Origin of the sequence: Paractinoplanes pyxinae, assembly GCF_026626335.1 — a bacterium.
Lineage (GTDB): Bacteria > Actinomycetota > Actinomycetes > Mycobacteriales > Micromonosporaceae > Actinoplanes > Actinoplanes pyxinae.
The window spans coordinates 159491-184917 of record NZ_JAPNTZ010000019.1; the positions used below are offsets into that span (position 1 = coordinate 159491).

22 protein-coding genes are annotated in these 25427 nt (G+C 69.0%); 16 read left to right on the plus strand and 6 right to left on the minus strand.

Features of this window, described 5'->3' with window-relative positions; all coding sequences use genetic code 11:
• Positions 1-47: 47 nt before the first annotated feature.
• Positions 48-1325 carry an FAD-binding oxidoreductase gene (locus OWR29_RS40620; RefSeq protein WP_267568913.1) on the plus strand — a complete coding sequence of 426 codons (1278 nt, stop codon included), beginning with the start codon at positions 48-50 and terminating at the stop codon, positions 1323-1325.
• Positions 1322-2098 (plus strand): NmrA family NAD(P)-binding protein, encoded by a 777-nt coding sequence (locus tag OWR29_RS40625; RefSeq protein ID WP_267568914.1) that lies wholly within the window; start codon positions 1322-1324, stop codon positions 2096-2098. The genes OWR29_RS40620 and OWR29_RS40625 overlap by 4 nt, the downstream gene beginning before the upstream one ends.
• On the opposite strand, the gene OWR29_RS40630 is transcribed toward OWR29_RS40625, so the two are convergent.
• On the minus strand, positions 2082-2972 hold the full coding sequence (locus OWR29_RS40630) for a carbohydrate kinase family protein (protein WP_267568915.1): 891 nt from the start codon (positions 2970-2972) through the stop codon (positions 2082-2084). The two genes, OWR29_RS40625 and OWR29_RS40630, sit on opposite strands and share 17 nt — an antisense overlap.
• 89 nt (positions 2973-3061) lie before the next feature.
• On the opposite strand from OWR29_RS40630, the gene OWR29_RS40635 reads away from it, so the two are divergent.
• Positions 3062-3361: a hypothetical protein gene (locus OWR29_RS40635; protein ID WP_267568916.1), complete on the plus strand. Its 300-nt coding sequence runs from the start codon at positions 3062-3064 to the stop codon at positions 3359-3361.
• 6 nt (positions 3362-3367) lie between these two features.
• The gene (locus OWR29_RS40640) at positions 3368-4153 is read left to right on the plus strand and encodes an alpha/beta hydrolase (RefSeq protein ID WP_267568917.1); all 786 of its coding nucleotides are present in this window, start codon (positions 3368-3370) and stop codon (positions 4151-4153) included.
• A 70-nt stretch (positions 4154-4223) separates the two neighbouring features.
• On the opposite strand, the gene OWR29_RS40645 is transcribed toward OWR29_RS40640, so the two are convergent.
• Both OWR29_RS40645 and OWR29_RS40650 read right to left on the minus strand, forming a co-directional pair.
• Positions 4224-4958, minus strand: coding sequence for a CPBP family intramembrane glutamic endopeptidase (locus OWR29_RS40645; RefSeq protein WP_267568918.1), 735 nt, complete (start codon positions 4956-4958; stop codon positions 4224-4226).
• A gap of 32 nt (positions 4959-4990) precedes the next feature.
• Positions 4991-5833 carry an MmyB family transcriptional regulator gene (locus tag OWR29_RS40650; protein WP_267568919.1) on the minus strand — a complete coding sequence of 281 codons (843 nt, stop codon included), beginning with the start codon at positions 5831-5833 and terminating at the stop codon, positions 4991-4993.
• Between the two features lie 127 nt (positions 5834-5960).
• Between OWR29_RS40650 and OWR29_RS40655 the strand changes: the two genes are divergently transcribed.
• On the plus strand, positions 5961-6959 hold the full coding sequence (locus OWR29_RS40655; protein WP_267568964.1) for an aldo/keto reductase: 999 nt from the start codon (positions 5961-5963) through the stop codon (positions 6957-6959).
• A 426-nt stretch (positions 6960-7385) separates the two neighbouring features.
• On the plus strand, positions 7386-10751 hold the full coding sequence (gene fxsT / locus OWR29_RS40660; protein WP_267568920.1) for an FxSxx-COOH system tetratricopeptide repeat protein: 3366 nt from the start codon (positions 7386-7388) through the stop codon (positions 10749-10751).
• Positions 10752-10803: 52 nt separating this feature from the next.
• Here the strand turns inward: fxsT and OWR29_RS40665 are convergent, their stop codons facing one another.
• On the minus strand, positions 10804-10980 hold the full coding sequence (locus tag OWR29_RS40665) for a hypothetical protein (protein ID WP_267568921.1): 177 nt from the start codon (positions 10978-10980) through the stop codon (positions 10804-10806).
• A gap of 230 nt (positions 10981-11210) precedes the next feature.
• Between OWR29_RS40665 and OWR29_RS40670 the strand changes: the two genes are divergently transcribed.
• Positions 11211-12323 carry an effector-associated domain 2-containing protein gene (locus OWR29_RS40670; RefSeq protein ID WP_267568922.1) on the plus strand — a complete coding sequence of 371 codons (1113 nt, stop codon included), beginning with the start codon at positions 11211-11213 and terminating at the stop codon, positions 12321-12323.
• On the opposite strand, the gene OWR29_RS40675 is transcribed toward OWR29_RS40670, so the two are convergent.
• Both OWR29_RS40675 and OWR29_RS40680 read right to left on the minus strand, forming a co-directional pair.
• Positions 12320-14173, minus strand: coding sequence for an HEXXH motif domain-containing protein (locus OWR29_RS40675; protein ID WP_267568923.1), 1854 nt, complete (start codon positions 14171-14173; stop codon positions 12320-12322). The two genes, OWR29_RS40670 and OWR29_RS40675, sit on opposite strands and share 4 nt — an antisense overlap.
• Positions 14174-14233: 60 nt before the next feature.
• On the minus strand, positions 14234-16009 hold the full coding sequence (locus OWR29_RS40680; RefSeq protein ID WP_267568925.1) for a sigma-54-dependent Fis family transcriptional regulator: 1776 nt from the start codon (positions 16007-16009) through the stop codon (positions 14234-14236).
• A 104-nt stretch (positions 16010-16113) separates the two neighbouring features.
• On the opposite strand from OWR29_RS40680, the gene OWR29_RS40685 reads away from it, so the two are divergent.
• From OWR29_RS40685 to OWR29_RS40725, 9 genes are all read left to right on the plus strand, one after another.
• Positions 16114-16356, plus strand: coding sequence for a hypothetical protein (locus OWR29_RS40685; protein ID WP_267568926.1), 243 nt, complete (start codon positions 16114-16116; stop codon positions 16354-16356).
• Between the two features lie 69 nt (positions 16357-16425).
• Positions 16426-18075 (plus strand): ferritin family protein, encoded by a 1650-nt coding sequence (locus tag OWR29_RS40690; RefSeq protein WP_267568928.1) that lies wholly within the window; start codon positions 16426-16428, stop codon positions 18073-18075.
• Entirely contained in the window at positions 18075-19109 is a 1035-nt protein-coding gene (locus OWR29_RS40695; RefSeq protein ID WP_267568929.1) for an NADH:ubiquinone reductase (Na(+)-transporting) subunit F, read from the plus strand. The genes OWR29_RS40690 and OWR29_RS40695 overlap by 1 nt, the downstream gene beginning before the upstream one ends.
• On the plus strand, positions 19109-20278 hold the full coding sequence (locus OWR29_RS40700; protein WP_267568931.1) for a ferritin family protein: 1170 nt from the start codon (positions 19109-19111) through the stop codon (positions 20276-20278). The genes OWR29_RS40695 and OWR29_RS40700 overlap by 1 nt, the downstream gene beginning before the upstream one ends.
• Positions 20275-20652 carry a propane 2-monooxygenase effector subunit MimD gene (mimD, locus tag OWR29_RS40705; RefSeq protein WP_267568932.1) on the plus strand — a complete coding sequence of 126 codons (378 nt, stop codon included), beginning with the start codon at positions 20275-20277 and terminating at the stop codon, positions 20650-20652. Before OWR29_RS40700 ends, mimD begins: the two co-directional genes overlap by 4 nt.
• A gap of 3 nt (positions 20653-20655) precedes the next feature.
• The gene (locus tag OWR29_RS40710; protein WP_267568933.1) at positions 20656-21726 is read left to right on the plus strand and encodes an amidohydrolase family protein; all 1071 of its coding nucleotides are present in this window, start codon (positions 20656-20658) and stop codon (positions 21724-21726) included.
• Positions 21723-22409: an iron-sulfur cluster assembly protein gene (locus OWR29_RS40715; protein WP_267568934.1), complete on the plus strand. Its 687-nt coding sequence runs from the start codon at positions 21723-21725 to the stop codon at positions 22407-22409. The genes OWR29_RS40710 and OWR29_RS40715 overlap by 4 nt, the downstream gene beginning before the upstream one ends.
• Positions 22410-22419: 10 nt before the next feature.
• Positions 22420-24114 (plus strand): chaperonin GroEL, encoded by a 1695-nt coding sequence (groL, locus tag OWR29_RS40720; RefSeq protein ID WP_267568935.1) that lies wholly within the window; start codon positions 22420-22422, stop codon positions 24112-24114.
• Complete coding sequence (locus OWR29_RS40725) at positions 24115-25362, plus strand: Nramp family divalent metal transporter (RefSeq protein ID WP_267568936.1); 1248 nt, start codon at positions 24115-24117, stop codon at positions 25360-25362.
• Positions 25363-25427: the final 65 nt, after the last annotated feature.

Genomic DNA, 25427 nt, shown 5'->3' on the forward strand with positions numbered 1-25427 from the left:
ATCCGAACCACATCCAGAGCACAAGGGGCTGTTCCTAGGTTCGGCCCATGACAATGTTCAAGCCCGGCGATCCGGGTTACGACGAACACCGGCTGGGCTGGAACCGAAGTTTCGAATCGCACCCCGCCCTCATCGCCACGGCCGGGACGACCGATGACGTGCGGGCGGCCGTGCGCGCCGCCCGGGAGCAGGACCTGCCGCTGGCGGTGCAGTCGACCGGGCACGGGCTCGTCGCCCCGGTCGACGGCGCGCTGCTGCTCAAGACGACAGCGCTCACCGACGTCGAGATCGACCCGCGACGGCGTACGGCCCGGGTCGGACCGGGCGCGGTGTGGGCCGACGTGAATCGGGCGGCCGCCCGCTACGACCTGGCCGGGCTCGCGGGGCGCTGCAGCAGCGTCGGGGTGACCGGCTACACGCTAGGGGGCGGGCAGTCGTGGCTGTCGCGGACGTTCGGGTTCGCCGCCGACAGCGTCATCAGCGCGGATGTCGTCACAGCGGACGGCGCCGCGGTGACCGTGAGTGCGCGCGAGCATCCCGACCTGTTCTGGGCACTGCGCGGTGGCGGCGGCAACTTCGGCATCGTCACGTCGCTGGAGTTCGCCCTGTACCCGGTCGAGCGTGTCTTCAGTGGCATGTCGCTGTATCCGATCGAGCGAGCGTTCGACGTGCTCGACGCGTACCGGAAATGGGCCTTGACCGAACCCGAGGCGATGAATACGGCGATCCTGCTCGCGCAGATCGGCGGCCGGCGCATGCTGGCCATCCGCGCGTTCCACCTCGGCGACGACGGCGCGCGAGTGCTCGCGCCGCTGCTCGAGGTGGCCGGGCCGCCGCTGGCCGACGCGTTCGCGATGCGCTCGTTCCCGGACGCGAGCGACGCCACCAACGGGCCCGACGTGCCGCCGATCCCGATCCGGCAGGAGATCGAACTGTTCCGCACGCTGCCGGACGAGGTGCTGAACGCGATCGTCGAGGCCGGAGCGCCTGATTCGCCGCTCGCATTCGTCGAGGTCCGGCACTGGGGTGGCGCGATGGCCGCCGCGGGCGGTCCGGCCGGGCATCGCGATGTGCCGTTCTCGGTGATGGCGGTCGAGCCGTTCCCGAGCGCCACCGACGTGACCCTCGACCGTCTGGTGCGGCGAGTTCGCCCGTACGCGACGGGTGGCTCTTTCCTGACGCTGCTGACCGATCCCACGCGCACCCGGTCCGCCTTCACCGCGCCCAACTACGCCCGGCTGACCCAGGTCAAGCGCTCCTGGGATCCCACCAATTTCTTCCGTACGGGACACAACATCCCACCAGCCCGAAAGGCAGTCCTATGAACACCGTCCTGGTAACCGGCGCGACCGGAAACGTCGGCGCCCTCGTCGTCCGCGAACTGCAGGCCCGCAACGCGACCGTCCGAACCCTGGGTCGCGATTTCGCCTTGCCGGAGAACGTCATCGACGGCGTCGACCGGGTCTATCTGTGCGCCCCCGACGGTCCGGACAAGGTCCGGCGCGAGAAGGCGGTCATCGACGCCGCCGCCTCGCATGGGGTCGAACGCATCGTGAAGCTCTCGGCCATGCACGCCGACCCCGCGTCGGCCCTGCCCACGTACCGCTGGCACGGTGAGATCGAGGCCCACCTGCGCCGGTCCGGCCTGCCGTCGGTGATCCTGCGGCCCGCGTTCTTCATGACCAACCTGCTGATGGTCACCGGCTCGGGCACCCTGCCCTCCCCCACCGCCGGCCGCCGGGTCGCCATGATCGACATCCGCGACGTGGCCGCCGTCGCCGCCGCCACCCTGCTCGACGACGGCCACATCGGAAAGACGTACGAGCTGACCGGCCCCGCCGCGGTCACTTTTGCCGAGGTCGCCGAGGCTTTGTCCGTACGCTTCCTCGACCTCACCGAGGAACAGGCACGCCCACGGTTCGAGGGCGCCGGCCTGCCCGACTGGATGGCCGCCCAGTTCGCCGGCGTCTTCGCCCTCATCCGGGCCGGCGGCTTCGAACACGTCACCGACCACGTCCGGGCGATCACCGGCCGCCCGGCCCGCGACATCAACGACTTCGCCGCGGCCTTTGCCCACCCCGTTACCTCGTCCGCCTGAGCTCCTGCCGGGCCAGGCTCATGCCGCGCTCGCAGCCGGCGATCAGGCGGCCGGGCCCGGCGGCCAGCTCCAGCAGGAGGCCGGCCGCGAAGACGTCCCCGGCCCCGGTGGCGTCGACTATCTCTTCCGGCGGGAGCGGCACTTGCGGCAGGAACGTGCCGGCCACCTCGGTGCCGTGCGGGTGCTTCACGATCCCGTGCGGGAACGAGCCGGCCAGTTCCTGCCGCTCGCGCCGGTTGAGCAGCAGATAGTCGCTGAGCCGCAGGATGCCGTCGATGTCGCTCGTGCGGTTGGCGCACCACACGTGGCCGGGGTCGCACGAGATCAGCGCGCGCGGGTTCGCGGCCTTCACGGCGGTCAGCACGGCCAGCAGACGACCGGGCGTGCGATCGTCCAGAAACGAGGTGACGTGGATCAGGCGGGCCCCGGCGAGATAGGCGACGACCTCGTCGAAGTGCGCGTCCAGATGATCGGCAAAGGCGGTGTTGGCCCCGGCGTGGGTGAACAAGGTGCGGTCGCCGTCGTGCATCACCGAGAAACAGACACCGCCCAGGCGCTCGTCGGCAAAGACAAAACGGCGATCAATTCCGTACGCGTCCATAGCGTCCACCACTGACGGCGCCCGCAGGGGAATGCGCCCGGCGACGCCCACGTAGCCGAGGCGCAACCCGGCGTCTTCAAGAGCCATCGCGTGGATCGTGTTGAACGCCGAACCGCCGAGCGTCACCCGGTAGTCGGCCTGACCCAGCAACGCCTCGATCGTCGCGGCGTCGACGCTGTGCTCGACCCCGTGCTCCCAGCCCCGCGGCATCCGGATGCGCGAGAGGTAGTCGAGGTTGAGCGCCCCGACCCCGACGACGTCCAACCCGGTCATGCCGTCAATCCTGCCGCGAAGCCCGGCCGGGGCCCGCCGAGGCGCTGCGGGCGCCGGTTTCCTCGGGCTGGGGAAGTAGGCTTCGGATCATGCGCATACCGACGGCGGCGATCACTGCGGGTTCCCTCATCGGCGGCTGGCAGCTCGCCCGGAGCACCGGCATCCGTCCCCTGGGCGGCGCGGTGCTGGCCGCGGGCGGCGTCCTGGCCGGCCGCGAGTGGTCCCGCCGGACGAGCCCCGTCGTCACCGGCGCGCTCGTGACCACGTACGTCGGCGCCTTCGGACTCTCCCACCCGCTGGCCAAGCGCATCGGCTCGTGGCCGGCGGTGCTGGCCGTCTCCGCCCTCACGGCCGCGGCCTCCTACCTCGCCGCCGACCGCCGCGGGTAGATCCGCATGGTCCGGCTCCGGGTGGCGCTCATCGTGCTGCTGGTGCTGGCCCTGATCCTGGCCGCGGTGTGGCTGCTGCAGCGCCGGTTGATCTACTTCCCCGATCGGGCGACACCGCCGCTGGCCCCCGGGGCCGAGCCGGTCACCCTGCACACCAGCGACGACCTGCAGCTCGGCGCCTGGCTATTCCGACCCCTTTCCGGTACGCCGAACCGGCGCACGGCCGTGCTGGTGGCCCCCGGCAATGCCGGCAACCGGTTGGGCCGGACCCCGCTCGCCGCCGCGCTGGCCGCCGAGGGCTTCACCGTCCTGCTGCTCGACTACCGCGGCTACGGCGGCAACCCCGGCTCACCGAGCGAAGAGGGCCTGGCTCGCGACGCCGACGCCGCGCGCGCCTTCCTGGCCGACCGGTTCGGCCCCCACCTGATCTACTTCGGCGAAAGCCTGGGCGCCGCGGTGGTGACCGGCCTGGCCACGCGGCACCCGCCGCAAGCCCTGGTCCTGCGCTCACCGTTCACCGACCTGGCCTCAGCGGGCCGGGAGCACTACCCGTACCTGCCAGTGCGAATAATGCTGCGTGACAACTTCCCGGTAGTCCGCCCGATCCGCACGATCACCGTCCCCACGCTGATCATCTACGGCACCGCCGACACAATCGTCCCGCCGGAGCAAAGCCGGACGGTAGCCGACAACGCCGCCGGCCCGGTCCGCGTGCTCCCCGTCGAGGGCGCCGGCCACAACGACGACTACAGCGCCCTCGTCGCCGACCTGACCCGGCAGATCCCTCAGTAGAGTGGCCCAGCCGCTGGAAGCCGCGGGCCCGGCGAAGCTCGCGTCAACCCGCCGGCCACAGGCGCAGGACTCAGGCGAAGCTGGTGGTGGCGAGGGCGGCCGCCACCAGCAGCCCCAAGCCGTTGGTGGCCCAGTGCAGCGCGGCCGCGGCCAGCAAGCTTCCGCTGCGCCGGCGCAGCTCGCACAACAGCACCCCGGCCAGCGCGGTGAACGCGACCGCGCCCAGCACGGCCAGGATCCGGCCGGTCGCGCCCGAGCCGAAGACCGAGCCGACGGCCGCGTTGGCGCTGTTCAACCGCAGGGACGGCAGGATGTGCCACAGCCCGAACAGCACCGACGACGTGATGCTGGCCCAGACGGCGCCGCGGTGCCGGTTGACCAGGCCGAGCAGGACGCCGCGGAAGGCGATCTCTTCCAGCAGCACCGTGCCCAGCGGCACGATGATGAACGCGGTGAGCAGGGCCGCCCCGGGGTGCAGGTGGTAGCGGACGTCGTGGAACGCCGGGCGCGTCCAGGGCAGGGCCACCCCGATCGCGTAGACGACCGCGACAGCCAGGATGGCGCCGATCGCGTACTTGAGGCCCGGCACGAACGTACGGCGGGAAAGCCCGAGATCGTGCCAGCTGAGACCGGACCGGCGGGCCAGCAGCACGAGACCGATCGCGACCAGCGGGCCGACCACGAGGCCGGTGTGGTGCGGGCCGTACTTGTCGGCCACGTTCACCGCGGCCAGGATCATCACGACGGCGCCGAGCAGCAGGAACAACCGGCGGCGGGACTGGGGTTTGACGACGACTGAAGGCATGACCCGGCGAAGCGTACCCGCGTGGACGCGTCTCATACCCCGGCGGGGAACTCCTGGAGACCGAGCACACGCAGCAGGTCGAACCGCTCGCGGGTCTCGTCGCCGGCCGGGGTGAGCACCAGCAGCAGCTGGCCCAGATCGGGCGTGACCAGGGTTTCGCAGTCCATCAGCAGGGGCCCGACCCGCGAGTTCAGGAAGGTCTTGCGGTCGAATCGGCGGACCGCCACCTCGTGCTCGGCCCAGAGCTTGCGGAACATGTCACTCTCGTCATTCAGCTTTGCGACCAGGCGGGTGATCTCCGGGTCGTCGTGCCGGCGGCCGGCCACCGCCCGCAGGTCGGCCACGATCACCCGGGAGTGGCGTTCCTCGTCCTCGGCCGGGTGGATCGCACGGGCGACCGGGTCGGTGAACCAGCGGTAGGCGTGGTAGCGCCGGTCACCCTCGATGCCGACCTGGTCGCCGGAGAGCAGCAGGGCGCCCCGGTTCTGCGCCAGGGTCTCGCCGAGATCGGAAAGGACGATGGCCGGGGTGTCCCCGAGCAGGTCGAGCATGCGGAGCAGACCGGCCCGGGCCAGCTGGGCCGTGCCGGTGGCCGGCGGCGGCTGGTGGCCGGCCAGGTGGAACAGGTGGTCGCGCTCGTCGTCGGAGAGCCGCAGCGCCCGCGCCAGCGCGGCCAGCAGCTGGGTCGACGGCTGGCTGCTGCGGCCCTGCTCGAGGCGGACGACGTAGTCGACCGACATGCCGGCGAGCATCGCCACCTCTTCGCGCCGCAGGCCCGCGGTGCGACGGCGCCGCCCGTCGGCCAGGCCCACCTCGGCCGGGCGGACGGCCTCGCGGCGGCGGCGGAGGAAGTCGGCGAGCTCGTCACGTTGCATGGCTCAATGCTCCCCTCGGGCGGGCGGCTCAGCCAGGGACTCCCGCTCCCACGATAAGCGCTCCGCTGCCGTGACTGAGGCCGGCGGCGCAGGGTAGGTGACGACACGACGACAAGGAGACACCGTGATGCAGTCAGTCACCCTGGGCCGCACCGGCCCGGCAGTCAGCAAGCTGGGCCTCGGCGCGATGGGCATGTCCCACGGCGTCTACGGCCCCACCGACCGGGCCGAGAGCATCGCCACCGTGCACGCCGCTCTGGACGCGGGCGTCACTCTGATCGACACCGGCGACTTCTACGGCATGGGCCACAACGAGCTGCTGCTGGCCGAGGCCCTGCGCGGCCGCCCGCGCGACAGCTACCAGCTGAGCGTCAAGTTCGGCGGCCTGCGCGGGCCCGACATGTCGTGGAACGGGCAGGACGGCCGGCCCGAGGCGGTCAAGAACTTCCTGGCCTATTCGCTGACCCGGCTCGACACCGACCACATCGACATCTACCGCCCGGCCCGGCTCGACCCGGCCGTCCCGATCGAGGAGACGGTCGGCGCGATCAAAGAGATGATCGACGCCGGCTTCGTCCGCCACATCGGCCTGTCCGAGGTCGACGCGGCCACGATCCGCCGGGCCCACGCGGTCCACCCGATCGCCGACCTGCAGATCGAGTACTCGCTGATCTCCCGCGCGATCGAGGCCGAGGTGCTGCCCACCCTGCGTGAGCTGGGCATCGGCCTGACCGCGTACGGCGTCCTGAGCCGCGGCCTCATCTCGGGCCACTGGAACGCCGGCAGCGGCGGCGACCCGGGCGACTTCCGCGGCCACACGCCGCGCTTCTCCGGCGACAACCTCGACCACAACCTGTCGCTGGTTGAGGCCCTGCGCCGCGTGGCCGAGGCCAAGGGCTGCACGGTCGCCCAGCTGGCCATCGCCTGGGTGGCCGCCCAGGGCGCCGACATCGTCCCCCTGATCGGCGCCCGCACCCGCGAACGCCTCGCCGAGGCCCTGCCCGCCCTCGACGTCACCCTGACCGCCGACGACCTGGCCGAGATCGAAAAGGCCGTCCCCGCCGGCGCCGCCAGGGGCGACCGCTACCCCACCGCCATGATGAGCACCCTGGGCGCCGGCAACTGATCCCCGCCACGCCCGACTGGCCGAACCTGCCGGCGCGTCCGCAAGCGTGGGTTCGGCCAGTCGCCGTCATCGATGGTGTTGTGCCTGGTGCACGAACGGGCCATCCGATCACACGATCATCCGACACGGTCGGGCGGCTATTGTGCATCCCCTTGCGAGGTGGCCTCCACAGTGCACATACTCGGGCATGACCCGCCTTTTCGTGCAACTTGCAAGAATGCGGATGGCGGCGCGGTGGGAAACTCTTTTGCACAGTCGGCACCTACCTGGTTTCGGCCTTGGTCACAGACCCAGTAGGCTGCCAATCTATTCATTGAGCCCGGCAAAGGATTGAAGCACGTCGTCCCACGTCACCCGCGGCATTGGGGGCCCCTTACGTTGACGCACTCAAAAAGAGATCCGGCGGCAGCGCTCCGAAACGGGCTGGTGGCCGCGCTGGTCGACGACGTCCCCATCATCAATAACCTGCCCGACCGGCGACTTCTCATCAACTTGGTGCGGCGCGATGTCCGCACCTTCCCCGACGTGCCCGAACGCGAGCAGGCCCGCTCGCACGTCATCGAGATCGTCCTGGCCTGCATCAGCACGCGGGGCGGATTGCGGGCACTGAAAGAGGCACTGGTCGTCATGGCGCCCGAGGCGCCCGGAACGAGGATCGCGTCCTCACTCGTCGAGTCGGCTTCCCTGTCGAGCCTGCTCCTGCAGGGCGAGAACCAACGCGCTCACGAGCTCCTGCACCAAGCCGAGGCTGAAGCCGCCGACCCGGCCTGGTGGCGTGCCATCGTCGTGCAGACAGTCCCGGGCCTGAACCATCCGCCAGCCGATCTTGTAAAGGCCTTCGAGACCGCGGCCGGTCGCGGCAGCGGCAGCCACGACGCCGCCGCCGCACTCACCTTCATCCGGCGCGTCGCTGCTGATCTTGAGAATCCGGTGGGCGTCGCCCTGAGAACGTGGGCCGACGAGGTCGGTCACCGGCTCGAACTCCCCGACGGCACGCCTGCCGACCCCGCGCCCGAGGAGCCTCATCGCGACCCCGGCGAACCGTCCGCCTCGCCGCCACTGCCCGCACCAACTTCGAGTCTTTCGCCCCACGGCGCCCCCGATGGTCAGGTTGACGGCAATGGTGACGAAAATGGTGATATGAGCCAGCACGAGACGCGAACTGAACTCAGAAATAGAGACGTTGCGCCCACCCCTGGGGGCGATGCCGAGGCCGCGCCGGCGACCCATGGCGACCAAGGCGACACGAGCGCAGGGATTGGAGATGATATGGCTCCCGTCGCCGACCGGAAGCTCAAGGAAGAAAAGCTACCTCAGGTATGGGGAGACGTTCCGCAGCGGAATCCGGATTTCACCGGCCGGGAGGATTTTCTGGAAATTCTGCACAACGAACTCAGTGAACGAAGGCAAACCGCCGTCCTTCCTCAGGCGATTCACGGAATGGGTGGCGTCGGAAAGTCTCAGATCGCCATTGAATATGTTCACCGGCACAGTCAGGAATTCGATTTGGTCTGGTGGATCCCGGCCGAGGAGACCGGCCAGATTCTGACGTCGCTGACCAAACTCGCACAGCGTTTGAGACTCGACGTGACTCCTGAGGCGAATGCGGCAGTTCCGGCCGTGCAAGAGGCGTTGAGCACCGGCGCCACCGGCTATCGCGACTGGCTGCTGGTCTTCGACAACGCCGAAGACCCCACAGAGGCCAGAAAATACTTCCCGACCGGCGGCGCCGGGCGAATTCTGGTCACTTCGCGGAACCCGGACTGGGAAAGGGGCACCCGCGCGCTGGAGGTCGACGTCTTCACGCGCGAGGAGAGCATCACCCTGCTGCAGAACCGCAACAGCGACCTCAGCGACCGGGACGCCGACAGCCTCGCCAAGGCGCTGGGCGACCTTCCCCTCGCCATCGAGGCCGCGTCCGCCTGGCGTGCCACCACCGGCATGGACACCAGCGAATATCTGCGCCTGCTCAACGACAAACGGCTCGACCTGCTCGATGTCGAGCCCCCGCCGGACTACCGGCTCACCGTTCGCGCGGCGTGGAAGCTGTCGCTCGAGAAGCTCGCGGTCGACAATCTGGCCGCGCTCCAGCTGCTGCAGGTCTGTTCGTTCTTTGCGCCGGAACCCATTCCCCGCAGCCTCTTCACCGGTTCGAACGCCGACATCACGCCCGAGCTGGACGCCATGCTGCGCGACACCTACAGCATCGGCCGCGCGATCCGCGACATCCTGAAGCTGGCTCTGGCCAAGTACGACCACCAGAACAACACGATGCAGATCCACCGGCTGATCCGGCTGGTGCTGACCGACAGCATGGACGCCGAGCAGCAGACCCGCATGCGTCACGGCGCGCACATGTTGCTGGTCAATGCCGACCCCAACGACCCGGGCCGGCGCGACCAGTGGGAAAGGTACGGAGCACTGCGGGCGCACGTCGAGGCCTCGGATGCCGTGGCTTCCGACAACCCCCGCGTGCACGACCTGGTCTTCAGCGTCGTGCAGTACCTCTACTACTTCGGCGACCACCAGGGCAGCCAGTCGCTGGCCGAACAGGCATTCCGCCACCGCACCCTCGACCGCGGCCCGACCGACGGGCACACGCTGCGCCTCGCGAAGTGGCTCGGGTGGATGTATTTCGTCAACGGCAAGTACGCCGCGGCCAGGGAATTGAACCGCAAGACTCTGGAGCACTACCGCGACGTGTTCGGCGACGAGGACGAGGGAACCCTCGACGCCATGAAGGTGGTCGGCGTCGACCTGCGGGCCAGCGGCGACTTCAAGGCCGGGCTCGACCTCGACCAGCGAGCCGTCGCGGCCGCGCGGCGCGCGTTCGGCCCGGATGATCCGATCACCCTGAACGGCACGAACAATCTCGGCGTGAATCTGCGTCTGCTCGGCCTGTTCCAGCAGGCCGAGAAACTCGACGCGGACAACTATGAACGACTTCAGAAAGTGCTCGGCTCCAACAGCGACGCGTCGATGCTCGCGCTCTACAACCTTCTTATCGATCGCCGTGAATTGGGCGACTACGTGGCGGCCCGCAACGAGCACGAGGCCGCCTATGTGCGAAGCGTCGAGACCTTCGGCCGTGACGCACCAGCCACATTGCGCATGGCCCGGGCTTTGGCCGTGGCGCGACGCAAAGCCGGCGATCACCCGGGGGCGTTGCGGATGTCGAAAGACACTTTCGACAGATATCAGCGCCGCTACGGCAAGGACTATCCCGACACCATCGCGACCGCCCAGAACCTCGCGGTCGACCTGCGGCACGGCCGGGATCTGCCGGAAGCCCGAAAGCTGGGAGAGGACACGCTCGAGCGCTATCTGCGGCTCTTCGGTCCCAAGCACGTCTATTCACTCTCCGCGCGAACGAACCTCGCGGTGGTCCTTCGCCTCGACGGCGACTTCGACACGGCGCTCGGGCACGACCGGGAATCGCTCGCCGTGCTGACCGAAACGCTGGGACCGGACCACCCGGTGACGCTCACCTGCGCCACCAACTTCGGCAGCGACCTGTTCGCGCTCGGCGAGATCAGCGCCGCCTACGAGAAAGACATTGATACCCTGGCCAGCTCGGAACGGGCTTTGGGCACCGACCACCCGTCGACGCTCGCCTGCAGCGTCAACCTCGCCCTCGACCTCAGGGCCCTCGGCCGCGAGGCCGAGGCGGACAAGATCCTGTCCGACACGCTGGCGCGGCTGCGCAAGGCGCTGGGCGAGCGTCACCCGGCCACGCTCAATGCGCTGAACAATTACCGGGCCGACTGCGATGTCGACCCCATGCCGCTCTGATCCGGCCGCGATCGTGGATGGTGGCGGCACGACCCGCCACCATCCGGGCGGCTCAGTCGACGCGGCCGGGCGGGCCGCTGCCGAGGTTGCCGCGGCTGTGCTCCAGCTGACTGAACAGCGCGCCCGTCGACGGTTCCAACAGTCGCGGGTCGGTCTCACCGAGATCGTGAAGAGAAGTAGCCGTAAGGTCGATCAATTCAGTTTCGATCTCCGGGGGATCGAGATCCACAGCGCAGATTCCCTTCTCAAGGCCGGCCGTGCCAAGGCTGAGTGAACGGTCGCGTGGACGGTGAAGCGCGAAGCTATTCGTCATTCAGCCCCGTCAGTCCCTCATACCGGCCCGGCAACCAGAGCGAGTTCGGTGACCGGGCGACTCCGGCCCCGCACGTGGCGGCGATGATCATCGAAATAGGCGCGGGCGGCAGAAATTCGGTAGCGAAACGGTAGGAGGCCGCGCGAATGCCGGCGGAAGTCACCATCGGGATCGTCACGGCCGTGCCGGTTGAGCACGCCGCTCTGCGAGAGGCGCTGGATCACGCCCACGACCATCGGGCGGCAGGTGATCCGAAGACGTACCGCGTCGGGGACATTCCGAGCTCGGTCCGCGGCCGGCCGCACCGCGTGGTGACCACTCTGCAGACCCGGGACGGCACCCGCGACGCGGCGGCCAGCGTCACCAATCTCATCCGGTCCTTCCCGTCCTTGCGCACGATCCTCATGTGCGGGATAGCGGCCGGGGTGCCGGCGGGCGGGGTACGTCTCGGCGACATCGTCAGCGCCACCGACGGCATTGTCGACTACGCGCACCTGAGGGCCACCGACGAAGGCCTGTCCCTGCGGCGGGCGCCGGGTGACGTCTCGGCGAGCTTCCTTGACGCCGACCACAAGCTCGCGCAAGAGGAGTTGCACGAGCGCCGCCCCTGGACGACCGTGCTGACCGAGCTCGAGCGAGAGCACGCCGCCTTCCGCCGCCCACCCGGGGCAGGGACGCCGACCGTGCACCGGGGCGCGTTCGGCAGCTCGGACGTGCTACTCCGCGACGCGAAGCTGCGGGACGATCTGGCCCGCAGACATCGGGTCGTCGCCTTCGAGATGGAGGCGTCCGGTCTCGCCGCGGCCGCCCGCATGCATGGCCGCGAGTGGTATCTGGTCAAGGGAGTGTCCGACCTGGCCGATCGGAACAAAGATGATCGATATCATGGCTTCGCCGCGGCCGCATCGGCCGCCTACCTGCACGCGCTGCTCGGCGTGATGACGCCGGAGCCGAGCCGGACGGGCCGGCCCGGTGGTACGGCTTCATTGTCGCGCGTCCTCGAGGTGATGCTGGACATTGCCACCATTCAAGCCGAGCACGACCGGCAGCGCCTCATTCACGAGTTGCCCTCCCATCTGCGGGCCGGCATCCCGTACAGCCCGACGCCGCGCATCCATTTCCTGTCGATCATCCGGGCCTGCCAGGACTATCCGGAGGGTCGCGACGCGCTGCTGGATGCTTTGGGCATGATGCTCGGCCCGGGCTCTCCTGCGTTCGACAGGGTGAGCCAAGTGATCGAGGAGAACTGGGCGGCCTAAAGCAAGGCCGGCCCAAGCCACGTGGCGAAAGCGACCGGGTCCGGCGCCGAGCCGCGCACTCCTGCGTAGACGGCCCGCACCATCGCGGGATGTTCTCCCAGCACTGCGGCCGCCGGGCCCTCGACGGTCAGCCCCAGGCCGGTCCAGGCGTCGAGGTCGTCCGGGTCGGCTCGGATCCGATGGGCGAAAGAGGTGCCGGCGGCCGCGTTCTCACCCCGGAGCAGCTCGGCGTCGGCCTCGTCGACACCGAGCGCCCGCAGCCGGGCGGTGACGGCGGTCGTACCGCGTTCGAACCGGCGCCGGGCCAGCGCAAGCCTTCCCTGCGACCATGTCTTCGCGCCGGGCACCACGCGGTAGCCCGGGTCGGCCGGTGGCGCCTGCTCGCCCCGCGCCCATGCGATGACTAGCCGGTCCACCGTCTCTTTGGCCGGGCGCAGGTGCCGGAGCCGCCAACCGGCCCGATGACCGGCGGCGATCAGGGCAGCCACCCGGGCCGGTTCGGAATCCTCCGGGAGAGGTGCCCATCCGGCCACCCGTTCGCCGAGTCCGGCGATGAGGCGCCGTCCGAGCGGGGTGAGCGCCGCCGAGCCGGCCGCTACTCCCAGGGCTTGCCGGGCCTGCTCACGGGACAGGGCGTACTCGAATTCGCCGCCCGGCCCGGGCTGGGCGGCGTTGTGCATACGCCAGAAGTCGCAGATGTTCACGAAAGCGAAGATTCCTTGTATCAGGCCGGGCAGCGGTCGTGGATCGTCCCGCCACGGCGCGTACAGGATCTCCTCCTCACCGCCGGACGTGACCGGCAGCAGGTGCAGCAGGCCACCCAGCCGGATGTGAGCGAATTCGTGGATCAGGGCGACGGCCAGGGACAGGGAATCGCCCGGTTCGGAGACCAGGACGCTGCCGAACGCCTCGCCGGTCGACGCGCTGCGGGCCTCGGCTCCGTCCCGGTCGGACAACGGCACCAGCGAGACGATGCCGGGCGCCATGGCCTCGGCCGACGGCGGGTGCCGATCCACGATGAGATCCCAGGCCCCGGCCAGCAGCGCGGTCCAGCGTTCGGCGTCCGCCGCCGGCAGTCGCTGCGCCGGCACCGGGTCGCCGAGGTCACGGTACGGGTCGATGTCGTCGAGCGTCACGGCCAACGCCGGCGGCCCGCCCACGCGCAACCGGCGCAGCTCCCACCATTCCGGGCCGCCCGCTCGCGGCGCGCCCGCGACCGGCACCCGCAGCACTGAAGCGCCGTCCGCCCGCGCCGCGCCCGCGACCGGCACCCGCAGCACCTGAGCGCCGTGGCGCAACGTCAACACCCCTGCCGCCACCTCGGCCTCGACCGCGTCCCACGGTTCGGCCCCGGGGAACACCGCCATACCCAGGCCCGGCAGCATCGCCCGGCCGTCCCGGGCGGGCACAACCGTGCTCCAGTCGAGCCCTCGCCGGGCCGCGGCCACGAGAGCCACGGCGTGCAGCCCGCCCGCGTCGACCCACCTCGGAGCCGAGGCCGACACATGACCTTTCTCGCGTCGGACTACGTACGCGGCCCAACTGCCGACCTGCGGGTGCATGAGCACTTGCCGGAACGTCGCGCGGTCGACCCGATCCACTTCCTCCAGCAGGTCGATGGAGGCCGACGCCGGTGGCAGGGGGCCCATGGGGTCCGGCCGCGTGGCGAACAGGCGGCGAACGGCGTCAAGCAGGAGCAGCCGACGGCTGAATTCGGACTTCCACAGCGTTTCGGTCAGCTCCGCGCTGCCGTACCCGTGACATAACAGGTCGAGATGCGACTCCTTGATGCGGTGTTTCTTGAACGGCATCCAGGCCCCCGGCGTCGACTGAGCGGACAGTTCCGTCACGGCTACTCTAAGCGTTGCCGTGCGAACCGTTCGATCTATCGAGATGAATGCAACTGCCTCCTATTTGGCCGGGGCGACGATGCCGTACTCGTGGATCTTGCGGTAGATCGTGGCTCGGGACATGCCCAGGGCGGCGGCCGCCTTGACCTTGTTGCCCTCCCAGTCGAGCAGGCTGCGGACGATGGCGTCGCGTTCCATCGCTTCCAAAGGGCTCAGCAGTCGGCGCGAGACCGTGCGGCACTCCGGGGGCAGGTCGCGCGGCTGGATGGCTCCGCTTCGGCGGTGCTGGACGATGTTGCGCAGCACCTGCCACAGCTGTTCGACGTTGCCGGGCCAGCTTGATCGGCTGAGCATCTGCAGCGCCGGGGGCGAGCATTCGAGGCGGCCGTCGGGCACCAGGCGGGCCAGGAAGAACGGCACCAGGGCCTGCACGTCCTCGGGGTGGTAGCGCAGCGGCGGCAGTTCGACCGTGCTGGCGAAGAAGCGCAGCAGGCCGGCCAGCTCGCCGGCGTCGTGGCGGGGGCTGAGGGTGAGCGCGACCCACGGCGCGCTCTCCGCGGCCCGGGCCTGTTCGAGCAGGTGGCACAGCACTTCCAGCAGGGCGCCGGCGGCCCGGTCGGCGTGCTGGACGACCAGGACGCCACCGCCGGCGCTCAGTTCCCGGCGGACGTCGTCGAGCCAGGCCCGGCCGGGGGCGGCGGCGTCGGCCACGGCGAAGTGGGCGCCGGGGTGGTCGTGCTGGTGGATCGCTCGCAGCACGGCCAGCTTGCCCACCCCGGCCTCGCCCTCGAGCACCAGCCACTCGCCGGACGCGTAGGCCGCCTTCGCCTGCTGGCAGCCGCGCAGCCACAGGCCGCCCGATCCGACCAGGCCGGGCAGGAAGGCCCGCGGCGCCGGTGCGGGATCCATCCGTACGCCCAATCGGGGTTCTTCGAGGCGCACGTGCACCACTCCCCCGGTGGGGCCACCCTCGCCTCGCACCGGGCGGCAGAACATCCGCGCCTCGACGCCGCTCGGCAGTTCCACCGTCAGCGTCGCCGTCGGATTGCGCCCGGCCAGCGCCTCGGCCGCCTGCGCGAGCAGGATCGACTGCTCGGCCGGGTCGAGCACGTGGCGCGCATGGTCGTTCATCATCACGACGTCGTTGTTCAAAGCGAAGACAATTCCCGCCGTACGCCGGCAGGTGCGCAGGTATTCCTGCAGGAGCTCGAGTTCACGGATGCCGCTGTCGGCCAGCATCGCCTGCTGGATCTGCCCGGCCGTGGTCTTGGCCAGCGCCAGCAGCAGCGGGTCGGCGTCCTTGCGCCAGCAGGTCAGGTCGACCGCGCCCACCGTCTTGCCCGAGATCGGATGGTGGATCGGCACCCCGGCGCAGGCCAGATCCTCCAGATGTTCCGCGTAGTGCTCGTGGCCGAACACGTGCATCGGCCGGCCACCCTCCAGCGCGGTGCCGATGCCGTTGGTGCCGACGAACTCCTCGGCGTAGCTGAAGCCGGGGGCCAGATTCACCCGGTCGAGGTGGGCGTCGAGGTCGCGCCCGGCGTCGAGCCGGGTCAGCACGAGCCCGGTCGGGTCGGTCAGGATGATGCTGACCGCCTGACCTTCCAGGTGCTCGCGCAGATGCCGCAGCACCGGCAATGCACTGCGGGTCAGTGGTGTGTCGAGGTCGGGGTCACGCAGATACGACAGGTCGACGCGGTCGGCGGCCACGTTCCAGCGGCGGGAACGCCACCACGAGGCCAGGATCGCGTCGCGCACCTGGTCGGGATCGATCTCTTCGGCGGTGAGGAACTGCTCCCGCGTCTTGGCTAAACGCTCGTTGTCACCGGGCGGCACAGGGCACCCCCTGTTACAGGCTGGTTACACGCTACGCGCCCCGTCCAGTCACCTTGTCTCAAGTTGAGACCGGCGCATCCACGCGTCCGGGGTGGACTCGGCTCATGGATGCGGCGCCCGAGACCTACAACCCGTGGACCGTCGTCAATGTGGTCTTCCACCACTTGGCTGCTCAGGGCCTGCATCCGGTGCTGGGCGGCGCGGATCCGGGCGCGCCCGCGGCCGAACTGCTGCGGGCGCTGGGGATCGAGCCGGCCGCCGAAGGTGACCGCCAGGTCGGGGAAAGAGTCAAAAAGCATCTGGCCGACATCCGCGCGGCCGTCTTCGAGGGTCCTGACTCAATGTGAGACCGCCGCTCACCGGCCGGTGGGTTCTGATGCGTCGGGTAGGACGCAGTCAAGGATGAGGAGTGACTCATGAGTCGGCAGAGCGTGGCCAAGGCTCATCAGAAGATCCAGGAGCTGTCCTGGGAACCGATGTACCACCAGCCGGTCTCGCACTACGGAACCGACTACACGTTCCGCAAGGCGCAGAAGAAGGACCCGCTCAAGCAGGTGCTGCGGTCGTACTTCCCGATGCAGGAGGAGAAGGACCACCGGGTGTACGGCGCGTCGGACGGCGCGATCCGCGGCAACATGTTCCGCCAGGTGCAGGAGCGCTGGCTGGAGTGGCAGAAGCTGTTCCTGTCGATCATCCCGCTGCCGGAGATCTCGGCCGCCCGCGCCATGCCGCTGCTGTTCCGCAACGTGCCCAACCCGGAACTGCACAACGGCCAGGCCATCCAGATGATCGACGAGGTCCGGCACTCGACGATCCAGCAGAACCTCAAGCGCCTGTACATGAACAACTACATCGACCCGGCCGGCTTCAACTCGAGCCTGCGCAACTTCCAGAACGACTACTGCGGCACGATCGGCCGCCAGTTCGCCGAGGGTTTCATCACCGGTGACGCGATCACCGCGGCCAGCATCTATCTGACGATCGTGGCCGAGACGGCGTTCACCAACACCCTGTTCGTCGCGATGCCGGCCGAGGCCGCCGCGAACGGCGACTACCTGCTGCCGACGGTGTTCCACTCGGTGCAGTCGGACGAGTCCCGGCACATCTCCAACGGCTACGCGACGCTGCTGATGGCGCTGGCCGACGAGGGCAACCACCAGCTGCTCGAGCGCGACCTGCGCTATGCCTGGTGGAACAACCACCGCGTGGTCGACGCCGCGATCGGCACGTTCATCGAGTACGGCACCAAGGACCGCCGCAAGGACCGTGAGTCGTACGCGGAAATGTGGCGCCGCTGGATCTACGACGACTACTACCGCTCGTACCTGGTGCCGTTGGAGAAGTACGGCCTGGTCATCCCGCACGACCTGATCGAGGAGTCGTGGAACCAGATCTGGCACAAGGGCTACGTGCACGAGGTGGCGCAGTTCTTCGCGACCGGCTGGCTGGCCAACTACTGGCGGATCGACCCGATGACCGACAAGGACTTCGAGTGGTTCGAGTCGAAGTACCCGGGCTGGTACGACCGGTACGGCAAGTGGTGGGAGAACTACAACCGCTTGAGTACGCCCAACGGGCACCACCCGATCGTGGCCGAGGACGTCGACTACCAGTACCCGCACCGCTGCTGGACCTGCATGGTGCCGTGCCTGGTGCGCGAGGACATGGTGATGGCCGAGGTCGACGGCCAGTGGCGCACGTACTGCCACGAGGCCTGCCGCTGGACCGACGTCGAGGCGTTCCGCCCGGTCTACCAGGGCCGGCAGACGCCGAACATGGGCCAGCTGATCGGCGCCCGCGAGTGGGAGACGCTGTACCACGGCTGGAACTGGGCCGACGTGGTCTCCGACATGGGCTTCGTCCGCGACGACGGCAAGACGATGGTCGCGCAGCCGCACCTGAACCTGGACGACCCGAAGAAGATGTGGACGCTGGACCACCTGCGCCGCATGCCCAACCTGCAGAGCCCGAACGTGCTGCTCAACCAGATGACGGAGGAGGAGCGGGCGGCGTTCCACGCGAACTACATCAAGGGCGGTCCAGCCGGAAGGCCGGCACGGGACTGATGGGAGAGAAGCACCGGGTCCGATTCGAGCCCGTCGGGATCGAGATCGAGGTCGACGAGGAGCAGACCGTGCTGCGTTCCGCGTCCGAGCAGGGGCTGATGCTCATGCACGGGTGCAAGGAGGGCCAGTGCGCCGCCTGCAAGTCGTTCGTCCTCGACGGTGACGACATCGAGCTCGACCGTTACTCCACGTTCGCGCTGCCCGACTACGAGAAGGAGGAAGGCTTCACGCTGCTGTGCCGGGCGCACGTGTACGAGGACGTGACGATCGAACTGCTCAACTTCGACGAGGAGATGATCCGCTCGGGGCTGCCCATCCAGAACGCGGTGGCCGAGGTCGTGGCGATCAACCACGTGACCCACGACCTTCGGCACCTCGTGCTGCGGCTCATCGAGCCGGCCGAGATCACGTTCTTCCCGGGGCAGTACATGGACATTCAAGTTCCCGGTACGGACGTCACGCGCTCGTTCTCGATGGCGAGCACGAACGGCCGGCAACTCGAATTCGTCATCAAGGTCTACCCGGATGGGATCTTCTCGTCCTATCTCGACACCAAGCTGAAGGTCGGGGACCGCCTCGACCTGACCGGCCCGTTCGGCGTCTTCACGCTGCGCGACGCCCCCGATCGCGACCTGATCTTCATCGGTGGCGGGGCCGGGCTGGCGCCGATCCTGGCGTTGCTGCGGTCGATGGCGGAGCGCGGCATCGACCGCAAGGCCGTGTTCTATTACGGAGCCCGTACGGCGCAAGATCTTTGCTTTGTCGAGGAGATCGAGGCGCTGCGCGACAAGCTCCCGGGCTTCAAGTTCATCCCCGCGCTCAGTGAGCCGGTCGAGGGCGCGGACTGGGCCGGCGAGACAGGCTTCATCACCGACGTGCTGCGGCGGCACGGGCTCGACCTGAAGAAGGCCCACGCGTACCTGTGCGGCCCGCCGCCGATGGTCGAGGCGGCCATGCCGCTGCTGGCCCAGCTCGGCACGCCCGAGAAGCACATCTACTACGACAAGTTCACGACGACAGGTGGGGAGGATTGATGACGACCGCGACGGAACGCAGCGTTCCCAAGCCCGTCTTCACCGACGCCGAGGCCGGCGCCAAGGAGTTCCCGGACTCCCGGGCTCGGCGGTTCAACTACTTCGTACCGCAGAAGCGCAAGCAGACCCACTACGAGGACGTCACCGTCGAGGTGCAGCCCGACCCGCGGCACTACCTCGCGCAGGGCTGGCTGTACGGGTTCTCCGACGGCAAGGGCGGCTACCCGCTCGACTGGACCGTGCTCAAGGCCTGGGGCAGCGACCGCCCCGAGCCGGAACGAGGACCGGGCACGGGCGGCCAGGGCTACGAGTGGCCGGCCCACGGCTGGCACGAGTTCCGTGACCCCAATGAGGAGTGGGAACTCTCGCTGTACCGCTACAACGCCAATGTCGTCCGCCAGTTGCAGGCCAACGTCGACGCGGCCAAGCAGGCCAAGGCGTTCGCCCAGTGGAACCCGAACTGGGTGCGCTTCGTGCAGCAGCACGTGGGCGCGTGGATGCACGTCGACCACGGCCTCGGCCTCTACCTGTTCGCCAACGCCAACCGGCGCGGCCCGACCAACATGCACAACACCGCCATCGCCGTGAACAGCATGCACCTGATCCGCGCCGCCCAAGATTTGGCTCTCTATCAACTCACCCTGAGCGAAGAGGTGGAAGGCTTCGACGGTACGGCTCACCTGGAGACGTGGAACTCGGACCCCGCCTGGCAGGGCGTCCGCGAGATGGCCGAGCGGCTGACCGCCACCGGCGACTGGGCCGAGGCGGTCTTCGCGGCCAACGTGGTCTTCCAGCCCCTGGTCGGCGAGCTGTTCCGCAGCCAGCTGGTGATGCAGGCGGCGCCGCGCAACGGCGATTTCGTCACCCCGACCGTCGTGGGCGCCGAGGAGTACGACTTCTCCGAGCGCGACCTGCGCTACACGCGGGCGATCTTCGAACTGCTGACCAACGACCGTGAGTTCGCCGAGCACAACAGCCGGATCCTCAACACGTGGCTGGCCGATTGGACCGGGCAGGCCATAGGCGCCGCACGCGCGATGCAACCGCTCTGGTCGCAGCCGGACGCCAAGCCGGCCCGCTTCGAGGACGCGCTCGACCGGGTCAAGAGCCGCTTCGCCGGCGTCGTCGAGGACCTCAGCCTGGACCTTCCGAAGGAGCTGGAGCGGTGACACAGCAGTTCAAGACGGCCGAGAGCCCCTTCAAGAGCGACAACACGCCGTCCAACATGTGCGGCTTCACGCTGATGAACAACCAGATCGGCGTCGTCGTGGCCGAGGTGATGAAGACCAAGGACGGCGTACGCGTGACGCCGTTGCCCTCGATGATCCGGGTCGATGCCACGAACCGGATGGACGTCGTCTACGACGAGGTGTCCGAGGCGCTCGGCGAGGAGCCCGGCTTCTTCGACATGGCCCAGTTCGAGGAGAGCATGTCGACCCACTACGGCCGCATGATCCACGAGGACGACCGGACGATCATGTTCGCCAACCCCGAGGACGCCGCGGAGTACATCGGTTTCGACCTCAAAGCTGAATCGAGGTAAGGCATGTACGAAAAGGACGGAGAGAAGTACTTCGTCGTCGACAGCCACATGCACTACTGGAACGCCGGGCCCGACAACTGGGTGCCGGGGGCCGAGCAGTACGCCAAGGGCTGGATCGAGTGCTTCCACGCCTACCAGGGCCTCGGCCCGCCGGAGACGCACTGGCCGATCGAGAAGTTCATGTCGTACACCGAGGACGACCTGATGAAGGACGTCTTCCAGGACGGGTACGTCGACGTGGCGATCTTCCAGCCGACGTACCTGACCGAGTGGTACCGCGAGGGCTTCAACACCACCGAGAAGAACGCCGCCCTCGGCGCCAAGCACCCCGGCAAGTTCATCGCCAACACCCGGTTCGACCCGCGCGACGGCGACGACGGCCTCAAGAAGCTGGAGGAGAACGTCGCCCGGTACGGCAGCATCGGGCTCAAGCTCTACACGGCCGAGTGGAACAACGGCTCGCGCGGCTGGACGCTGAAGGACCCGGCCGCCTACCGCTACCTCGAGAAGGCCCAGGAACTCGGCATCAAGAACGTCCACGTGCACAAGGGCCCGACGATCTGGCCGCTCGACAAGGACGCGTTCGACGTCTCCGACGTGGACCACGCCGCGACCGACTTCCCGCAGCTCAACTTCATCGTCGAGCACGTCGGCCTGCCCCGCATCGAGGACTTCTGCTTCATGGCCACGCAGGAGCCCAACGTGTACGCGGGTCTGTCAGTGGTCATCGGCGGTCTGATGCACGCCCGGCCCAAGTTCTTCGCCAAGGTGATGGGCGAGCTGCTGTTCTGGGTCGGCGAGGACAAGATGACCTTCGGCAGCGACTACGGCATCTGGGAGCCGAAGTGGCAGATCGAGGGCTTCGTCGACTGGGACTACCCGAGCGACGAGTTCAGCGACTACCCCCGGGTGACGACCGCGACCAAGAAGAAGATCCTCGGGCTCAACGCGGCCAAGCTGTACGGCATCGAGGTGCCCCAGGAATTCCAGCTCGATCAGGGCGAGGGTGAGCCGGCGGCCCGGGACGACTCGGTCGGCGTCAGCTCGGCGTCGCCGGCAGCCTCGCTCGGATGACCGCCACGACCACGGGTTCGCGCATCTTGGCCGCTCTGGCCGAGGTGCGCGACCCGGAGCTGGACGAGCCCATCACCACGCTCGGCTTCGTCGCGTCGGCCGTGGTGACCGAGGACGGCGCGGCCGAGGTGCATCTGCGGCTGCCGACCTACTTCTGTGCGCCCAATTTCGCGTACCTCATGGTGGCCGACGCCTACGACCAGGTGGCCGCTCTGGGTTATCGGACCCACGTCGTTCTCGATGATCACTTCGCGTCGGAGGCCATCAACGAGGGTGTGGCGGCTCGGGCCGGGTTCGTGAAGTCGTTCGACGGGGAGGCCGTCGACGAGCTGGACTCGCTTCGCGCGGACTTCCTGCGCAAGGCCGTGCTGGCCGGGACTGACGCGGTGTGCCGGCCCCTCGCCGGCTTCCCGCTGGCGACCATGACGCTCGGCGACGTGCCCGCTTCCCCCGCGCTGAGCCGTTTGAAAAGGCGGCGGCGGGATCTCGGGCTCCCCTGCACCGACGACACGCCCCTGCTCATCGACCCGAAGACCGGCGCCGCGGTCGGCGCCGACGAGGTTCCGCTGCATCTGCGCAAGGCGCGTCTGACCCGCACTTCGCTGGATGCCAACACCGGAATCTGCCGCGGCATGCTGCGGCACCGCTACGACACCGACGGTCAGGGCGAAGTGGCCCTTTAAGGAGACCCCGATGGCCAAGGAACTTCGTTACGGCACGGACGCGCGCGTCCTGCTGCAGACCGGCGTCGACAAGCTGGCCGAGGCGGTCAAGTCGACGCTCGGGCCCAAGGGCCGCAACGTCATCATCGAGAAGATCACCGGCTCGCCCGTGGTCACCAACGACGGCGTCACCATCGCGCGCGAGATCCACCTCAAGGACCAGTTCGAGAACATGGGCGCACAGCTGGTCAAGGAAGCCGCGATCAAGACCAACGACATCGTCGGCGACGGCACCACCACCGCCACCGTGATCGCCCAGGCCATCGTCCGTGAGGGGATGTCGGCCATCGGCGCCGGGGCCAACCCCGTACTCGTGAAACGCGGGGTCGACCTGGCCGTCGACCGCCTGGTCGAGCGCCTGCAGACGACCGCCCACCGGGCGAGCACCGAACAGGAACTGACGCGGGTGGCGGCCATCTCGGCCAACGACGACGACGTGGTCGGCGCGGTGATCGCCAAGGCGCTGCACACGGTGGGCGACGGCGGCATCGTGACCGTCGAGGAGTCGCAGCGGCACGGGATGAGCGTCGACTTCGTCGAGGGCTTCGAGTTCGACAACGGCTACCTGTCGCCCTACATGGTCACCGACCCGGGACGGCTGCAGGCGATCGTCGACGACCCGTACATCCTGCTGTGCAGCGAGAAGATCACCAAGGTGCAACAGCTCATGCCGCTGCTCGACAAGATCATGCGGGCCCCGCGGCCGCTGATCATCATCGCCGAGAACGTGGAGGGCACCGCCCTGTCGATGCTCACCCACAACCACGTCAACGGCATCTTCCAGTGCGTCGCCGTACGGGCTCCCGGTTTCGGCGACCGCCGGCTGCACAAGCTCGAGGACATCGCCGCGATCACCGGCGGCGCCGTCTTCAGCCGGCATTCCGGCTTCACGCTCGAGACGATGACCCTCGACCAGCTCGGCCGGGCCGGTCAGGTGCGGGTCGAGTCCGAGCGGACCGCGATCATCGACGGCGGCGGCTCCCCCGACGACATCGAGTTCCGCGTCACCCAGCTGCGGGCCGAGCTGGAACGGGCCACCTTCGGCGCCGACGAGGACGTGCTGACCGAGCGCATCGGCGCCCTGACCGGCAAGGTCGCGGTGATCCACGTCGGGGCGCCGACCCCGGCCGAGCTCAAGGAGCTGCAGCACCGGGTCGAGGACGCGTTGTCGGCCACCCGCGCCGCCATGGCCGAGGGGATCGTGGCCGGCGGCGGCGCGGCCCTGCTGCACGCAGCGGACGCGCTCGACGGCCTGGAGATCAAGGATGAGGACTACACCACCGGGGTCGAGATCGTGCGGCGCGCGCTGCCCGAACCCACCTTCCTGATCGCCACCAACGCCGGCTTCGCGGGCCAGGAGGTCGTCGCCCGGGTCTCGCAGCTGGGGCCGGACGAGGGCTTCGACGCGCTGCAGGGCCGGTTCGGCAACATGATCGAGATGGGCATCGTCGACCCGCTGCGGGTGGCCCGCTCGGCTCTGCAGAACGGCGCCTCGGTGGCCGGGCTGCTGCTGACCACCAACACGCTGGTCGCCGAGGAGCAGACGCCGTGGGGCGGCAGTCCCGCCCTGATGAGCGAGATCGGCGAGCTGGACGAGGGCCTGCGCCAGCCGTCGCCCGACTCCAGCACCCCGCAGTCGCTGGGCCTGGGCCCGTCGGTCGCCTAGATGGCCGTCGCTCCGCCTTTCCAGCAGATCCGGGCACGCGGCCGACTGCGGGGATCGGTCGCGTTGCTCGGCCCGGCGTTCGTCGCCGCCGTGGCCTACATCGACCCCGGCAACTTCGCCACCAACTTCACCGCCGGCGCCCAGTTCGGCTACACGCTGGCCTGGGTCATCGTGGTAGCCAATCTCAGCGCCATGCTCGTGCAGTACCTGTCGGCCAAGGCCGGCGTGGCGACCGGCCGTGACCTGCCCGAACTCTGCCGCGAGCACTTCCCCAAGCCCGTCTCGCGGGGTCTGTGGGTGCAGGCCGAGGTCATCGCGATGGCGACCGACCTGGCCGAGTTCCTGGGCGCCGCCGTCGGCCTGTACCTGCTGTTCCACGTACCGCTGTTCCCGGCCGGCCTGATCACGGCGGTCGTCGCGTTCGGCATCCTCGCGCTCGAACAGCGCGGCTACCGCCGTTTCGAGCTCGCCATAGCGGGCCTGCTCGGCATCGTCTTCCTTGGTTTCCTGTACGACTTACTGGTGGTCGGCGCCGACGCCGGGAGTCTCGCCTCGGGGCTGATCCCGCGCCTGGCCGGCGGCGACAGCCTGCTGCTGGTGTGCGGCATCATCGGCGCCACGGTCATGCCCCACGTCGTCTATCTGCACTCGGCGCTGACCAAGTCGCGGGTCGCCTGCCGGGACGACGGGGAGAAACGCGAACTGCTGAGGTTCCAGCGGCTCGACGTCCTGATCGGGCTCGGCGCGGCCGGCCTGATCAACCTGTCGATGCTGGTCATCGCCGCGTCGCTGTTCCACGGCACCCCGTTCGGCGACGGCGACGCGATCCAGTCCGCCCACGACGGCCTGGGCCGGCTGGTCGGCGGCGGCGCGGCCCTCGCCTTCGCGGTCGCCCTGCTGGCCAGCGGCCTGTCGTCGTCCAGCGTCGGCACGTACGCCGGTCAGGTCGTCATGCAGGGATTCATCCGCCGCCGCATCCCGCTGTTCGTGCGCCGGGCGGTGACCATGACGCCCGCCCTGGTCGTGCTCGCGCTCGGCCTGCCGCTGACCGACAGCCTGGTCGTCTCGCAAGTCGTGCTCTCGTTCGGGATCCCGTTCGCCCTGGTGCCGCTGCTGCTGCTCACCCGCCGCCGCGACATCATGGGCACCTTCGTCAACAAGCCCCTCACCACCGCCGTCGCCGCAGGCATAGCCACATTGATCATCGGCCTCAACGCTTTCCTGCTGTACGACACGTTTCTGAGCTGAGGTCAATCTGCTCCCGGTTGGCAACCCGAACGGGGTCAACCGGGAACCCGCACGTCCGATGCTCG

Coding starts and splice junctions, on each gene's coding strand:
- OWR29_RS40625 (WP_267568914.1), top strand. CDS start 1,322: ATGAACACCGTCCTGGTAACCGGCGCGACCGGAAACGTCGGCGCCCTC.
- OWR29_RS40640 (WP_267568917.1), top strand. CDS start 3,368: ATGGTCCGGCTCCGGGTGGCGCTCATCGTGCTGCTGGTGCTGGCCCTG.
- OWR29_RS40685 (WP_267568926.1), top strand. CDS start 16,114: ATGGATGCGGCGCCCGAGACCTACAACCCGTGGACCGTCGTCAATGTG.
- OWR29_RS40725 (WP_267568936.1), top strand. CDS start 24,115: ATGGCCGTCGCTCCGCCTTTCCAGCAGATCCGGGCACGCGGCCGACTG.
- OWR29_RS40695 (WP_267568929.1), top strand. CDS start 18,075: ATGGGAGAGAAGCACCGGGTCCGATTCGAGCCCGTCGGGATCGAGATC.
- OWR29_RS40655 (WP_267568964.1), top strand. CDS start 5,961: ATGCAGTCAGTCACCCTGGGCCGCACCGGCCCGGCAGTCAGCAAGCTG.
- groL (WP_267568935.1), top strand. CDS start 22,420: ATGGCCAAGGAACTTCGTTACGGCACGGACGCGCGCGTCCTGCTGCAG.
- OWR29_RS40620 (WP_267568913.1), top strand. CDS start 48: ATGACAATGTTCAAGCCCGGCGATCCGGGTTACGACGAACACCGGCTG.
- OWR29_RS40645 (WP_267568918.1), bottom strand. CDS start 4,958: ATGCCTTCAGTCGTCGTCAAACCCCAGTCCCGCCGCCGGTTGTTCCTG.
- OWR29_RS40690 (WP_267568928.1), top strand. CDS start 16,426: ATGAGTCGGCAGAGCGTGGCCAAGGCTCATCAGAAGATCCAGGAGCTG.
- OWR29_RS40670 (WP_267568922.1), top strand. CDS start 11,211: ATGCCGGCGGAAGTCACCATCGGGATCGTCACGGCCGTGCCGGTTGAG.
- OWR29_RS40650 (WP_267568919.1), bottom strand. CDS start 5,833: ATGCAACGTGACGAGCTCGCCGACTTCCTCCGCCGCCGCCGCGAGGCC.
- OWR29_RS40710 (WP_267568933.1), top strand. CDS start 20,656: ATGTACGAAAAGGACGGAGAGAAGTACTTCGTCGTCGACAGCCACATG.
- OWR29_RS40630 (WP_267568915.1), bottom strand. CDS start 2,972: ATGACCGGGTTGGACGTCGTCGGGGTCGGGGCGCTCAACCTCGACTAC.
- OWR29_RS40635 (WP_267568916.1), top strand. CDS start 3,062: ATGCGCATACCGACGGCGGCGATCACTGCGGGTTCCCTCATCGGCGGC.
- OWR29_RS40715 (WP_267568934.1), top strand. CDS start 21,723: ATGACCGCCACGACCACGGGTTCGCGCATCTTGGCCGCTCTGGCCGAG.
- OWR29_RS40700 (WP_267568931.1), top strand. CDS start 19,109: ATGACGACCGCGACGGAACGCAGCGTTCCCAAGCCCGTCTTCACCGAC.